This window comes from Streptomyces sp. NPDC048420, from assembly GCF_040651535.1.
Classification (GTDB): domain Bacteria; phylum Actinomycetota; class Actinomycetes; order Streptomycetales; family Streptomycetaceae; genus Streptomyces.
This window is the reverse complement of sequence record NZ_JBEZKG010000065.1, coordinates 1-13,232: the sequence shown is the minus strand read 5'-3', so window position 1 is coordinate 13,232 and position 13,232 is coordinate 1. Positions and strand designations below refer to the sequence as shown.

The window sequence follows — 13,232 nt, the reverse complement described above, 5'->3', positions numbered from 1 at the left end:
GCGTCACTCGGCTCTTCGGCCTGCACAGCCTCAGACCACGGCACGAAAACGGTCCACCGACTCCGTCGGCGGACTGTCACGAAACTTTGAGGTTAACGGCCAGAATGCCGTTGGACAGCGTGGTGCACCGCTCCATGGGCTCATTGAGTGACGTGCATCGTGAAATCGCAGGTCGCGGGTCTGGTGTGAGTGACGATTCCGGGACTCGTGCCGGTCGGCGGCTGTTGTCTATGCCGTAGATCATCGGGCAGGTCCGGCTCCGGCGGGATGTCGGGTTCGGCTGCGCCCGTGACCGACCCCCGCCTACGATCCGTCATCAGGTCGGCACGCCGTGAGAACGCGGGAGGGCGCGGGGATGCAGGAGCGGCAGTGGATCACCGCCCGCCGGAGCGAACCGGACTCCCTCGCCGAGGAGTTGGCCAAGCAACTCCAGGAGGTCTAGGTCGAGCGGGATGAACTGGGGATCGCGGAGCGGGTGTTGAACCGCTTGGCCGAGCAGGTCCAGGCCGACGCCGAGGCTATCGATCCGGTATCGGCGAAGGTGGCCGGGCGGGCGGTACTGCTCATCCCGCACCGCAGCGACGCGGCCGACGAGGGCGCCTTGCCCGGCGACTACCGCAAGATCCTTGCGATCGTGCGGGAGGCTGACGGCCCGGTGCAGGTCAGGGCGGTCGGTGAGCGGGTGGGCCTGGACACCGCGGTGCGCGGCAAGCTGGAACCTTTGCGGGCGAAGATGACCAAGCTCGCCGACCGCGGCTGGCTGCACAAGCGCCCTGACGGGCGGTTCACCGCACGTCCATAGCTGGGCGGGGCCGGGGGGCCTGCAATCGTCATCCGACAAGACTCGCCCGATCCCAACCGGCTTGACGTATTCCGATATGGGAATATGGTAGCTGTCATGGCACGAGCAGCGACGACGTCGGACGTCTTCAACGCGATCGCCGAGCCGCAGCGCCGGGACATCCTGGCGCTGCTGCGGGCGGGTGAGCGGCCGGTGACCGAGTTGGCCCAGGAGCTGGGGATGACTCAGCCGGGGGCGTCCAAACACCTGCGGGTGCTCCGGGAGGTGGGGCTGGTTCGGGTCCGCGGGGCGGGCAAGCAGCGCCTCTACGGCCTGGACGCCCGCGGGCTGCGACCGGTCCACGAGTGGACCGGCGGATTCGAGCGGTTCTGGAATGAGAGCTTCGACCGGCTGGACGAGTACGTGCAGGACCTCAAGCAGGCAAAACAGGAGGAGTGACCGATGGCAGCGACAGGACGGGGCGCGTCGGCGCAGTCAGCGACGGCCGACCGCGAAATCGTGATCTCCCGGGCCATCAGCGCCTCACGGGAGCTGGTGTTCGAGGCGTTCACCGAGGTGCGGCACCTGTCACGGTGGTGGGGACCGGAGGGGTTCACCACCACCACGCGGGCGTTCGAGTTCCGCGTCGGCGGGGAGTGGGACTTCGTGATGCACGGACCGGACGGGACGGACTACCAGGAGTGGATCTCCTGGACCGAGATCGCCCCGCCGGAGCGGATCGCGTTGCTCCACGGTGAGTCCCGCGGCGACCCGAACGCCTTCGAGTCGGTCCTCACGTTCGCGCCGGACGGCGCGGTGACCCGGATCGAGATGCGCACGCTGTTCCCCACCAAGGAGCTGCGCGACGAGGCGGTCGAGAAGTACCACGCGATCGAGGGCGGCCGGCAGACTCTGAGCAACCTGGCTGCCTACGTCACCGGGATCGTTCGGAAGGGCGCGGAGGGCTGATGGCCGGGAAGGTGTTCTTCAGCGTGTCGATGTCGCTGGACGGGTTCATCGCGCCCGAGTCCCCCGAGGACTTGATGGGGCAGCAGTGGATGGAACTGCAGCAGTGGATCTTCCCGCTGCGGTTCTTCCGGGAGAACCTGAAGCTCGGCGAGGGCGGCGAGGAAGGGCGCGACAATGACATCGCGCGGGAGACATTCGAGCGCACCGGCGCGAGCGTGATGGGCAAGCGCATGTTCGACGCCGGCGTGAAGATGTGGCCGAAGGAGGCGCCGTTCCACACGCCGGTCTTCGTCGTGACGCACGAGAAGCGTGACCCCTGGGAGCGGCCGGGCGGGACCACCTTCCACTTCGTCAACGACGGCATCGAGACCGCGCTCGACCAGGCCCGCGAGGCCGCCGGCGACCGCGACGTCCGCATCGCGGGCGGCGGCGCGACGATCCTGGAGTACGTGAACGCGGGCCTGATCGACGAGTTCTCGATCGCGCTGTCGCCCGTGCTGTTCGGCTCCGGAATCCGCCTGTTCGAGGGCGTGGACGCGTCCAGGGTCGCGCTGGAGCCGGTCCGTTCGGAGCCGTCGTCGCGGGTGACGCACCTGACCTACGCCGTGCACCCACGGTAGCCGCGCCACCACTCCACCTCAGTGACCCGAGCACCCACGGCGCACACGCTTGAATCAGCAGGCCACCACGGCCAACTGTGAATAGCTGCGTAACTGGCGGGCCCCCGGCGGCAGTTGAGTTTGGTGTGAAGAAAAACAACGGTCTCACCGAGGGTCCTGACGGACTTGTCTACACCGCCCGCCTGCCGCTGTCGAGCGCCACCCTGAACTATCTCGCCGACCTGATACGCGGCCACCTGAAGAAGATCGGCTCGCGGTGGCGGGCCCAGCCCGCGGGTAAGATCGCCGGCATCGTGCTGGCGGTCCTGCGCTGTGACCAGCGGCCCGGCGATCTGGCAGGCGGGAACGCGGTGCACCGCACCACCGTCACCCGCTGGGTGCGGGAAGTCGTCGGTCTGCTGGCCGCCCGCGCCCCGCGTTTGGACCGCGCGCTGAGGAAGATCGCCCCACCCGGCGGCGCACCGGGACCGAGAACCGGAAGAACTATTCGGGCAAGCACAAATGCCACGGCCTGCTCGTGATCGCCCTCACCGACGACCGCGGCCGACTGGTATGGGTCTCCGCGGTGCGGCCCGGACGCGCCTCGGAGATCACCGTCTGCCGGCACGACAAACTCACCGCTCACCTGCGGGCGGCCGGTCTCGGCGCGATCGCCGACCTGGGGTTCGTCGGACTCGACGATGCCGGTCCGGACGCCGACCCGGCGGTGATCACCGGCTACAAGGCCGCCCGCAACCGGCCCCTGACCCGTGGTCAGAAGCTGTCCAACAAGGCACTGGCCGCGGTGCGGGCGCCCGTCGAGCACGGCTTCGCCCATCTCAAGAACTGGCGTGTCCTCGGCAAGGTCCGCACGGATCCGAGGTGGGCGACTGCACTCGTGCGGGCCCTGCTGGTGCTGACGAACCGGGAGGTCGCCCGCTGACGGACGATCTTGTCGGTGGACTAACGCTCCGGGCCTGCCCGAGCCTCCCGACGCCTACGCACACCAGGCCATCTGACGTGCAGCTTTCACGATGCACCGTGCTCATTGAGGCTCCCTTTGCTGTGCACGGCCGCTGGTTCGACCTTATGGGTCAGGGGCTCTGGCGAGAGTGCGCTGAAGGGGGAATCCAGGAGCCTTCCAGCCCTCCGGGCTGGCGGGGCGGGGCCGGGCACCGGCGTTCAGTGCAGCGCAAGCCTGTGCGGAGGCGCAGACGGGCGGCACGGTGCGGGTGGCTCCGCGGCGTCCTCGTGCCCGCTTTGACCTTGGCGGTGTTCGCCGGTCAGCGCGGTCGGCCGGCCTGGGGTTGCCGCCCGGGTGGCGGGGTGGCGGGGCGCACCGTGGTGTGGTGGGGCAGCTGCCGGGGCGTGCCGGGACTTCGGTGGAGGCGGGTGCCGGTGCCGTGTGCGAGTTCTTCGGCGAGGTCGGCGAGGAGGCCGGCCGGGGTGTAGACGGAGGCGCGGATGGCCCATGTGGGCTGGTTGATGCTGGGGCCGGACCAGATGGTCCAGGTGTCGAGGGGCTGGTGGGGCGTGTTGGCGGCGAAGGCGTCGAACTGCACGCCCACGTCGGTTGCCTGGGTTTGCCAGCACAAGCGGTGTCCGTCCACGGTGGGTGTCCAGCCTGCGTCGGCCAGGGGGGCGGGTGGCCTGGGCGACGGTCTTGTCGGTGAGGGGGGTTCCGAGCGCGGTCTCCCAGCCATCTCCGTGGCTGAGGACCATGAGCAGGGTGTCCAGGATGGGTTGGGGGGTGGCGGGCGTGATGGTCATGTGCCACATGCGGTCGCTGACCGGACTCTCGTAGGCGGCGATGGTCCACTGCGCGTCCCGGGCGTGGGCTTCGTGGTCGAAGAGGATGCGCAGGGTGAGCGACTCGTGGGTGGCGACGGTGGTGTTGTCGTTCCACGTGTTTTCCCTGTCAAGTCCTGCGTGTTGAGACTGATCCCCAACCAGCCGCCTCCGGGAAGACCGGTGGGGCTGGAGGGACATCGAGCCGATACAACCTGGAGGTCACGCACAGTTACCGGTGGACTGGGGTGATCTTCCACTCTTGCGAGCTCTCGTCCCAGGACACCTCGACAGCGTCCCCCATGGTCTGTCGGATCACGGTGAAGTCCAGGTCGGCCAGTTGCCGCAGCGCATCATTGGAGACGTGAGCGGATATCCGCAGCACCACGCCTTCCATTCCTGTTTGTTCCCCGGGGCTTTCGGGGGGCGGGACCGGTGATCGGCGGAGCATCGTGGCCCACCGATGGATCATGGCCCGCGCCGCCTGGTAGCTGTCCTCTCCCGCCTTGCTCACCATTGTCTGGAGGAAGGGAACCAGCGCGCCGGTAAGCACCGCTGTCGTGACGACTTCCGCCAGCCCACGGGACGGGTTCCGGCGTTGGTAGTCCTCAGCTTCGGCGAGGAAAGCATCGGCATCGGCCACTTTCCCCATGGCCAACAGGTTGGCAGCCCGCTTATGAGCGACCCCGGGCTGCCTGTACGCGAAGTCGATCGGTCGAAACCGCTCTTCCAAGGGCCGCCTCTCGACGGAACCGGGTGGGTCGTCACCGTAGTAGGCCCGGCAGTACCAGGTCTCGGCTTCCTCGTACGCCCTACGTGCTGAGAGAAGATCGCCCAGACGTTCCGCGGCGGGCAGCACGTCGTAGCTGCCGTCGGTCGCCAGCGCGGCCCGGCGGTACCAGCCTTCGGCGTCACCGTCCCTCCCGTGGCGGTCCAGAAACCCGGCCAACATGAACTTGCTCGGGCTCTCCGCCTCCGGTTCCTGTTCGGCAGCGGCACGGAACCACGTCTCTGCCTCCGCCAAAGAACCCTCGGTCAGCAGTTTGACTGCTTCGGCGTCAGCCTCTCGCCCGAGTGCGCGCAGTCTGGCTGCGCAATCGGTCAGGAAGGGCACTCCAGGCCGGTCGCGCTCCCAAGACGCGAAATGGTCGACTCCCTGCTGCCCCATCGGGATCAGCCCCCTGTTGCTCTCTCTGCTTCCCCAGCCGGCGTGCTCCGGTGCTTGCCGTCGCACATCTCTCTGACGAGTTCTGCCACATCACATTGCCGCAAACCCTAGGGGAGCCGAGGCTGGTGGCGGTGAGGTGGGTCTACCTGGCGAGTGTCACGCGCGGGAGGCGGTGGGAGTTGGGTTGAGGCGTGGTCCCGGTAGTCCTTTGGCGATATGCCGTGGGCGTTGCGGAACGCCCGGCTGAAGTCGGCGGCTCGGGGGAAACCCCAGCGAGAGGCAATGATGTGGATGGGAGTGCTGCGTAGCGTGGGGTCGGCCAGATCGCGGCGGGCGTTCGCCAGACGTTGCTCACGGATCCAGGATGAGACGGTGATGCCCTCTCCTTGGAAGACGCGGTGCAGGTAGCTGACGGAGATGTGGTGCGCGGCGGCGATGGTCGGCGGGGTCAGTCGGGGGTCTTGGAGATGCTGGCGGATGAATGTCTGGATCTGCAGGACCAGGGCCCGCCGGGCGCTGTTGGGTACGCTGTTGCCGTCCGCGTCGAGGTGATGAGCGAACAGAGCGGTCAGCAGTTCGAGGAGTGCCGCCTCCAGTCGGGGACTGTCGGACGGCCGGAATGAGCTGGTGTCGTGGGTCAGTTGCAGCAGGAAACCCGACAACAGGGCCCCGACGCCTTCCCGGCCCGGTAATCGTCGCGTGAGGAGCTGGTCCATCCAAGCAGCGGGCAGCGGAAAACCGGCCTTGGGCACGTCGACCCCGATCAGGTGAACCGATGGGTTGCCGAGGAGGCGAAGCCGAACGGGCCGGGAGGGGTCCAGGACGTGCATGTCGAAGGGGCCGTGGACGGCTTCCCGGCCGGCCTGGGCCACTTCGTTTCCGCCGCTGAGCGGCAGGATCAGCGTGTAGACCCCCGGATCGGACTGCCGGGTGAGTTCCGGTGTGCGCCGGATGGCCGTCGGGTCCACGACTGTGGACCACACACGTGAGTCACCGAGCCTGAGCAGGCGTGTCTCCGCCCGGAAAGCGTTCCCCTGGTCGCTGTGGGAGTTGAGAGGGGAGATATCCCTGGCCAGCCGTTTGCGCCACGCATCGAAGCGATCGACCGAGGGCACGTCGTCGCTCCGGAACACCTTCTCGATCATCAAAAACCCCGTTTGCATGCGGCCGGGCAGGGACGAGGGACACTGGTCGGACGTTCCTCGTCCCTGCTTATCTAGCTAAAGTCGCAGGTCAAGCCCTGGGGTGGAGGCTAAATTTACCCAAGCAACCGTGTCAACGGGTGCCGGTCCACAGGCGCCAAATGTGGCCAGCCGTGAGGCTGCCACCCGTCCGGCAGTCGGCATCGCGGGGGCACCGCCATCGACCGGCGGCTGCGCTCATTGCCGCGGATCCAGCCCGCGACTGCTGCGGCACTCCTCCCAGCGACTACCGCAACCAGCGCTGACTCTTCGGCTCGAGTAGACGCATCTCCAAGCCGCCGGCGACTCAGCGCTAACGACACCCTCGCCATTCGTCCGGCAGTCTGTTGGTGACTCCGACACGGACTCTCGGCCACTCCGACCGTGACGCCGAGTCGCATCGTAATGAACCCGATCGCAGGAGGAAGAATGGATTGGGCGGCGATGGTTAGGAGCAGCCACATCAGTATTGGCCTGTCTGGCTTCATGGACGCTTGCGCCGAGTCCAGTGCAGGCAGCGCAATACCAACCTGCGTGAGAATGCCTGCATTAGCGTCTCGATCTCTCTCAAAGACGACTACGACAGTGAGGTTCCCGGTAGCTACGACGGCGCGGGGTGGCGGAACTACAACGACGCCAAGGCAAATTGCGATCCGTGAGCTGTCAACTGAAGTGTCCGGAAGTGAGAAAAGCCACCTCGTGGACAATGGCAAGTTGACGCGGATTCACCGTCGACGACACCCACTCAGGTGGCTCGTCAGTATAAGAGGGACCTCGGTATGCACTTTCGGCGGCACGGCCGTGACACCGAGTCGTGCCGCTATAAGCGAAGAAGGGTGACCATGACGCGTGCAAAGAAGCTCTTGTACTCCATCGGGATCGCCATCACTCTCGCGGGCGGCGGTGCCACATCAGCTGCGGCAGCCGAAGGCCACACCCCCGTCGCGGCTCCGCTGGACGAAGCGATGCCCGTGGTGACACCACTGGACGAGGTCATGTCCGTGGCGACACCGCGGGACGCGGCCCGACAGCCCTGAGCTGCCGATTCTGTCTGCCGCTCCAGGATCCAAACCGCCATCGCTCTCAATGAGTTCTCAGTGCGCGTGGGCGTGGGAAGCCGCTTTTCCTGAGACGGCTACCGGGTATGGCTATGTAACGGGTATGTCGTGTAGCCGATCGAACGCCTGCGTTGTTAGCCTACTCTGAATTGTTCGTAGACACGGGGGAGTTGGCACGGATGGCCGACAACTTACGAGTGAAACCATCGGATCTGCATGCGGCCGCGAGCGCGCAGAATGCCGTCGCTCAGAGCATCAGGGGCCCAATCGACAGGTCGATCGCGGATGCCAAGGATGCTGCGGAGTCCCTGAAGGGATGGGCCGTCGGCGCGGAGCTCCAGGAGATCGCGGAAAGCTGGGAGTTGGGGCTCAACGGGCTGTATAACCGCTTGGACATGGGCTCGTACAACCTTCACAGCACAGCCTCGACCCACGAGTGGAACGAGCAGATGGTGGCGGGGGACTTTGAGCGCTTCGACGGGACGGGGCACGGCGGCTTCATGTCGGCGCCTGCCGCGGCCAGGCCGGGAATTCCCACAGCCGCTACACCGGGAGGATTCGGCGTGGGCGGACCCGTACCCGGTGACAACGCGAGACCTGAGCTCGATGACTTCCAGGACGCGCGTCCCGCGATGCCGACGTATCAGCCCGAAGTGCACGATGTGGCCCCGGCGCCGGGCACCGCGCTCAGCGTCGACGACATGCTCAACGCCGAACCGGCCGCCACTCCGGGTATCCACCCGGAAGAAATTCACGGCGGACCCGCGCGTAATGAAGGCCCAGCTCCTGACCGCTTCAACCCCTTTGGATGATCGGCCATGACCTCCGTCTTCTCCCGTCTGTTCAAGCAGGACTTCTCCGATCTCAAGGCCGCGGGTGCTTCCTGGGAAAAGATGTCCAAGGACATGCACGACGCCTTCGACTCTCACCGTATGAAGGTCACCGGGCCACTGCACGCCTCCTGGGAAGGCGAGGACGCCGAGAACGCTCTGCGTTTCATGGAGGACATCGAGACCAGGATCCAGATCACGCAAACCGAGTCGATGGCGATCGCCAAGGTTCTCGAGACGACCCTGCAGCGTATGGAGCAGGCCCAGAGGGACCTGCGAGCCGAGGTCAAAGACGCGGAGGCTCAGCACTTCCGGATTGAGGACGACGGAACCGTCCGACTGCCGAAAGCGTGGGAGACGCCGCAGAAGGACGAGTCCGACGAGACCCGCCATGAGCGTCAGGTCATGGATGCGCAGCTCCAAGACTACCAGGTGCGCATCAACCGAATCCTGGACGAGGCACTGGCCGCCAGCGGTGAGGCACGGAAGGCTTTGTCTGAGCTCAACGGCGAGATCCTGGACATAAAGAACAAGCAAATGGCCGCGGAGTCCGCAGGGGACGTCGACAAGGTCATGGACCGGCTCGGCGTCAAGGAGCCGCAGATACCCGACAACTCCAAGGACGCCGCCGAGTGGTGGAAGGGCCTCGATCCCGATCAGCAACGGCAGTACACCACTCTCTACCCGGACCTGATCGGCACCACCGACGGCCTGCCCTCCGACGTACGCGACGAGGCCAACCGGCTGCGCCTGGAGCAGGAACTCAACCGTCAGCAGAAACGGGAAATAGGGGTCTTGTCTGCGGTGGAGGGCAGCGACGAGCGTCGGCACAATCTGGAAGTCCTCAAGGCCGAGCTCGACAAACGCGACGGCGCCCCCGAGGACAAGCGGCTCTACCTGCTCAACCACGACTCGGGTGGCGACGGCAAGGTGGTGATCGCGATGGGCAACCCAGACACGGCCGACAATGTCGCGGTCCAGGTGCCGGGCACTGGCACCACGATGGACTCCACCAACAGTCAGCTGAACCGCATTGAGAAACTGCAACTGTCAGCCAGGGGTGCCGATTCCACCGCGGACACCGCCGTGGTGTACTGGCTCGGCTACGACGCCCCCGAGGTCCCTGTCACCGAAGCCTGGAACACCGAAGTGGCTGACGACGACCGGGCCGAGGCCGGCGCCCAGGACCTGAGGGATTTCACGCACGGCCTGCGCGCCTCCCATGAAGGTGAGCGCGCGAACCTCACGGTGCTCGGTCACAGTTACGGCAGCACCACCGTGGGAGCCGCGGCGTCCGGCGACGGCGGTCTCGACGCCGACAGCATCGCAGTTGTCGGCAGCCCCGGCATGACGGTGGACAGGGCCGACCAGCTCAACGTGGCCCCAGGCCATGTCTACGTCGGCCAGGCCAGCGACGACAACATCAACTTGGCCCAGGGCCTCACCCTCGGCGGCGACCCGACCGATGCCGACTGGGGTGGGTTCCGGTTCAACACCGACACCAGCGGCCACAGGGGGTACTGGGACGACTGCAGTGAGAGCCTGAACAACCAAGGAAGGATCATCGCTGGTCGGCAGCCCAGCGCCTACAGGCCCTGGTACATGCCCCCTCAGTAGCCGCCCGCCCCGCCGACCCGCTCACCCGTGCACGAAGCCGCCGCACCATGGCGTAACTCCGGCCCGGCACACTCCAGAGGCCCATGTTCCGCAAACGTGCCTACCTGACCACTCTGATCCTCTTGTCCCTCCCCCTCACCGGAGCCTGCATGTCCGAGCAGCAGGACGACATCAACAAACCTCTGCCGCGCAAGAGCCGTGCGGACTCCTTGGCGTGGGCCAAGGAGTACACCGCGGCCATGGCGCACTACGCAGAGGTGAAGATCACCGATTGCCCCGGTCCGAGGCATGACTTCGAGACCTGTCTCGGCCAGAACGACGAGGTGGCGGAGGACGGGCGCTACACCCTCACCTACACCGTCTACGCCAAACTCCCCGAGGACCAGCACATCGCCACCGTCCGCAAGATCCGCAAAGCGCTCGAAGCGAACGGAGTGCGCATCACCAGCCACACCGAGCGGCCCGAGGTCCCCGAATCCATCCTGTACGGCAGGAACGACAAGGAGGGCACCCTCCTCGTCGCAGACTCGGTGAACCCACCCGGCACCCTACGGCTCTCCGTCTCCACGCCCTGTTTCCTCCCGCCCGGAGTCAAGCAACAGCAGTTCTGAGCGGGCCGCTGTGGATGGCGTCCCGTTTCGTGCAACACAGGACTGCCCGCCCGGCCACCTTCGCCGATATCGGAGCGACAGCCCCGGCGTCGGCCCAGGCCTGCTCGGCCAGGCGGTTCAGCACTCGCTCCGCGATCGCCAGTTCATCGCGCTCGGCCTGGACCTCCTGGAGTTGCTTGGCCAACTCCTCGGCGATGGCTTCCAGTTCGCTCCGGCGGGCGGTGATCCACTGCCGCTCCTGCATCCCCGCGCCCTCTCGCGTTCTCACGGCGTGCCGACCTGCTGACGGATCGTAGGCGGAGGCGGCCGGACATGGACGCAGCCGAACCCGGTATCCCGCCGGAGCTGGACCTGCCCGATGATCTACGCCATGGTCATGGGCCTCCGACCGGCACGAGTACCCAACTCGCCATTCACACCAGACCCGTGACCTGCGACTTCACGATGCACACCACTCATTGGTGACGGTGTAGCCAGAGCTGTCACACAGCCCGACTCTGATCCAGCCCGGCCTGGTCGACATCGGCGGCATCCCGCCCGAGCGCGCCCACGACCCGAAACTCGAACCCGGCGACATCGCCCGCGCGGTCCTTTATGCCGTCACCCAACCCGCCACCGTCGACGTCAACGAGATTCTTATCCGTCCCGTCGGCCAAGACGCCTACCGCTGAGCCGGAATTCAGCGACTATTGCGCAGGTCGTGCTGCTGAACGTGGAGGCCGACGAGGTGCCGGATGGGCGTGGCGAACTGGGCGAGCAACACCTCCGAATTCGTCAGGCAGGGCTTGACAAGCGGCCGTACTCGGGAGGCGCTCTGCCAAGCCCTCAAGTCATGCCGAACGCACACTCCAACGTGCCCGACTTCAACACGCTGAACTTGACAGGGAACAGGCCCCGTCCGTGACTTTCCTGGCGCACCATGGTCGCCGGCCGGGACCGGTGACGGGTGCCGAAGCCAGGTCCGTCGGGGGAATGCCCGGCCCGTCCAATTTGTGCGGGAGGCAGGAACGGGGTCACGGAGTTTTCACGGGCGGCACTGTGGCTACGAGTTGGGCGAAGGCGGCCATGCATGCGGGGCAGTGGCGTGCCTGCTCGGCCTGTGAGGCATGCATTCGGTCACGGAGTTGCTGTCCGCACAGGCCGATCGCTGTCTGCTTGGCGGTGACGTGCCACACCACGGTGGAACCGGGCAGGTTGGGTCCGGGACGCATCTCGTACATGATCGGCCTCCTTGAGCGGGATGCCTTTCGACTCCCAGCAGACCCTGCCCGAAGGGAGTGCACCGCCCGACGTGGGCCGTTGGAGTGACAAACGGACCCCCGCCCCCCCCTCCCGGCCCTGGGCGCCTGCCCATGTTTGCGGCCGTCGGTAGCGTTCAGAGCGAACGCGTCCGGTTCGGCAGTGGGAGTGGGCCGTGAGCCGCTGCAGCGGCGGACATTCGGGATGCAGGGGTCGGGGCGTACGCCTACCGTCGGTTTTGTCCGCTGGCGAGACATCGGCCACTGGCGCTGTCCGCTGCGAGTCGAGCGTTCCAGCGGACCACGGCGTGGCGTCTCAGGCGTTCTGGAGAGCCTGGCGCAGGACGCAGATCACGGCGGGAAACCGGTAGGACCCGCCTTGGATGTGTGCCGTTGGTCGGGGGCGGCGCTGCGTGCACTGGCGTGCGGCATCTGGCCGCCATCAGTTTGAGGCATTCTCGTTGACAAGTGAGGAGAGCAGCATGGGCCGGGCCAAGAGCGCTCGCGACAAACGCGCCCGCACTCAGCGGGGCACAGCCCCGGGAAGACGGCGGCAAGGGCCGAACAACCAACGCCGTGCCACCGTGCCCGCGGCCGGCGGCGCCAGAGGTGACACGGCTGCAGCCCACAGCACCGGCGTCGAGACGGCGCCGACTCCGGACGACAGCGCGCCAGTCGCGCGGCCGCCTGAGCCCACGCCGCAGATACCGCACGTCCTCGTGGAGGCGCCCGGTGATGTTGGGCGGGCGTCGCCGCCGTCTTCTGGGTCGTCCCCGGCGGCCATGACGCGGCTGCGTGTGGCGGAGATCGACCTGTGGTCCGTGGCGCTGACCGGCGCCCTGGTGTCTTTTGGGGTGGGGGTGGCCCTAGCCGTGGCCGCCTGTCTGTCGTGGGTCATGACCGATGCGGTGAGCCCGGGGCAGCCAGGGCCCTCACCCGTGTGGGGACTGACCCTCCTCACCGTCACCGTGCTGGTGGAAACGGTCCTGGGAACGGCGCTCGCAACGATGATCGCCTTCTTCTACAACCTTGCGGCGCAGCACACGGGAGGCGTGCACTTCACGCTGCGCCGACAGGCCGAACAGCGCCCCGGCTCGGCACGACTTCGAGCCGTGCTGGAACGAGACCGCCGGCGCTTCCGCCTCGCCGTGCGGTCGGGTGTGCGTCGGAGGCCGGCAGCCTGAGCCCGCAGGCAGCGACCGCGACCGTTCTCCTGTGACGGCTGGTGCGGTGGCAGGCCGGCCGCAGGGCGAACACCGCACACATCGAGGCTCCCCGCGAACGGAAACCGGTGTGAGGGCACCGTCACGTTGGCTGCCCGGTGGGATGATCTGCGGATTGATCAACCTGGGAAGGGTCGTCCGTGGGGAGCGCGTCGCTGTCGTACAAGGG

Annotated in this window: 15 protein-coding genes and 2 pseudogenes; 10 read left to right on the top strand and 7 right to left on the bottom strand. The window is 67.0% G+C overall.

The annotated features are described in order from the left end of the window. Window positions 1–478 precede the first annotated feature (478 nt). The 5 genes and pseudogenes from AB0D34_RS47035 to AB0D34_RS47015 all read left to right on the top strand — a co-directional run bounded on the left by AB0D34_RS47035 (window position 479) and on the right by AB0D34_RS47015 (window position 3,292). On the top strand, window positions 479–802 hold the full coding sequence (locus AB0D34_RS47035; protein WP_362674326.1) for a hypothetical protein: 324 nt from the start codon (window positions 479–481) through the stop codon (window positions 800–802). A 96-nt stretch (window positions 803–898) separates the two neighbouring features. After that, window positions 899–1,240, top strand: coding sequence for a metalloregulator ArsR/SmtB family transcription factor (locus AB0D34_RS47030; protein ID WP_362674324.1), 342 nt, complete (start codon window positions 899–901; stop codon window positions 1,238–1,240). A gap of 3 nt (window positions 1,241–1,243) precedes the next feature. Further along, window positions 1,244–1,750 carry an SRPBCC family protein gene (locus tag AB0D34_RS47025; protein ID WP_362674322.1) on the top strand — a complete coding sequence of 169 codons (507 nt, stop codon included), beginning with the start codon at window positions 1,244–1,246 and terminating at the stop codon, window positions 1,748–1,750. After that, window positions 1,750–2,370, top strand: coding sequence for a dihydrofolate reductase family protein (locus AB0D34_RS47020; RefSeq protein ID WP_362674320.1), 621 nt, complete (start codon window positions 1,750–1,752; stop codon window positions 2,368–2,370). The genes AB0D34_RS47025 and AB0D34_RS47020 overlap by 1 nt, the downstream gene beginning before the upstream one ends. A gap of 125 nt (window positions 2,371–2,495) precedes the next feature. Next, window positions 2,496–3,292 (top strand): annotated as a pseudogene (locus tag AB0D34_RS47015) (transposase family protein). Between the two features lie 340 nt (window positions 3,293–3,632). Here the strand turns inward: AB0D34_RS47015 and AB0D34_RS47010 are convergent. From AB0D34_RS47010 to AB0D34_RS46995, 4 genes and pseudogenes are all read right to left on the bottom strand, one after another. Beyond that, the gene (locus AB0D34_RS47010; RefSeq protein WP_362674318.1) at window positions 3,633–3,917 is read right to left on the bottom strand and encodes a DUF317 domain-containing protein; all 285 of its coding nucleotides are present in this window, start codon (window positions 3,915–3,917) and stop codon (window positions 3,633–3,635) included. A gap of 142 nt (window positions 3,918–4,059) precedes the next feature. Next, window positions 4,060–4,338: pseudogene (locus AB0D34_RS47005) on the bottom strand (DUF317 domain-containing protein); the annotation flags it as partial. Window positions 4,339–4,369: 31 nt separating this feature from the next. Continuing rightward, complete coding sequence (locus AB0D34_RS47000) at window positions 4,370–5,305, bottom strand: hypothetical protein (protein WP_362674316.1); 936 nt, start codon at window positions 5,303–5,305, stop codon at window positions 4,370–4,372. Between the two features lie 107 nt (window positions 5,306–5,412). Beyond that, complete coding sequence (locus AB0D34_RS46995; protein WP_362674314.1) at window positions 5,413–6,450, bottom strand: helix-turn-helix domain-containing protein; 1,038 nt, start codon at window positions 6,448–6,450, stop codon at window positions 5,413–5,415. 878 nt (window positions 6,451–7,328) lie between these two features. Here AB0D34_RS46995 and AB0D34_RS46990 point away from each other — a divergent pair. The 4 genes from AB0D34_RS46990 to AB0D34_RS46975 all read left to right on the top strand — a co-directional run bounded on the left by AB0D34_RS46990 (window position 7,329) and on the right by AB0D34_RS46975 (window position 10,602). After that, window positions 7,329–7,523, top strand: coding sequence for a hypothetical protein (locus tag AB0D34_RS46990; RefSeq protein ID WP_362674313.1), 195 nt, complete (start codon window positions 7,329–7,331; stop codon window positions 7,521–7,523). A 200-nt stretch (window positions 7,524–7,723) separates the two neighbouring features. Then, window positions 7,724–8,356 carry a hypothetical protein gene (locus tag AB0D34_RS46985; protein WP_362674311.1) on the top strand — a complete coding sequence of 211 codons (633 nt, stop codon included), beginning with the start codon at window positions 7,724–7,726 and terminating at the stop codon, window positions 8,354–8,356. A 6-nt stretch (window positions 8,357–8,362) separates the two neighbouring features. Further along, window positions 8,363–9,991: an alpha/beta hydrolase gene (locus tag AB0D34_RS46980; RefSeq protein WP_362674309.1), complete on the top strand. Its 1,629-nt coding sequence runs from the start codon at window positions 8,363–8,365 to the stop codon at window positions 9,989–9,991. Window positions 9,992–10,074: 83 nt separating this feature from the next. Next, complete coding sequence (locus tag AB0D34_RS46975) at window positions 10,075–10,602, top strand: hypothetical protein (RefSeq protein ID WP_362674307.1); 528 nt, start codon at window positions 10,075–10,077, stop codon at window positions 10,600–10,602. Here the strand turns inward: AB0D34_RS46975 and AB0D34_RS46970 are convergent. The 3 genes from AB0D34_RS46970 to AB0D34_RS46960 all read right to left on the bottom strand — a co-directional run bounded on the left by AB0D34_RS46970 (window position 10,583) and on the right by AB0D34_RS46960 (window position 11,822). Further along, window positions 10,583–10,870: a hypothetical protein gene (locus tag AB0D34_RS46970; protein WP_362674305.1), complete on the bottom strand. Its 288-nt coding sequence runs from the start codon at window positions 10,868–10,870 to the stop codon at window positions 10,583–10,585. The genes AB0D34_RS46975 and AB0D34_RS46970 overlap by 20 nt on opposite strands. A 214-nt stretch (window positions 10,871–11,084) precedes the next feature. Beyond that, a complete protein-coding gene (locus AB0D34_RS46965) occupies window positions 11,085–11,258 on the bottom strand; it encodes a hypothetical protein (RefSeq protein WP_362674304.1) in 174 nt (57 codons plus the stop codon). Window positions 11,259–11,615: 357 nt separating this feature from the next. After that, on the bottom strand, window positions 11,616–11,822 hold the full coding sequence (locus tag AB0D34_RS46960) for a hypothetical protein (protein ID WP_362674302.1): 207 nt from the start codon (window positions 11,820–11,822) through the stop codon (window positions 11,616–11,618). A gap of 800 nt (window positions 11,823–12,622) precedes the next feature. Between AB0D34_RS46960 and AB0D34_RS46955 the strand changes: the two genes are divergently transcribed. After that, a complete protein-coding gene (locus AB0D34_RS46955) occupies window positions 12,623–13,024 on the top strand; it encodes a DUF3566 domain-containing protein (RefSeq protein WP_362674300.1) in 402 nt (133 codons plus the stop codon). The last annotated feature ends 208 nt before the right edge of the window (window positions 13,025–13,232 follow it).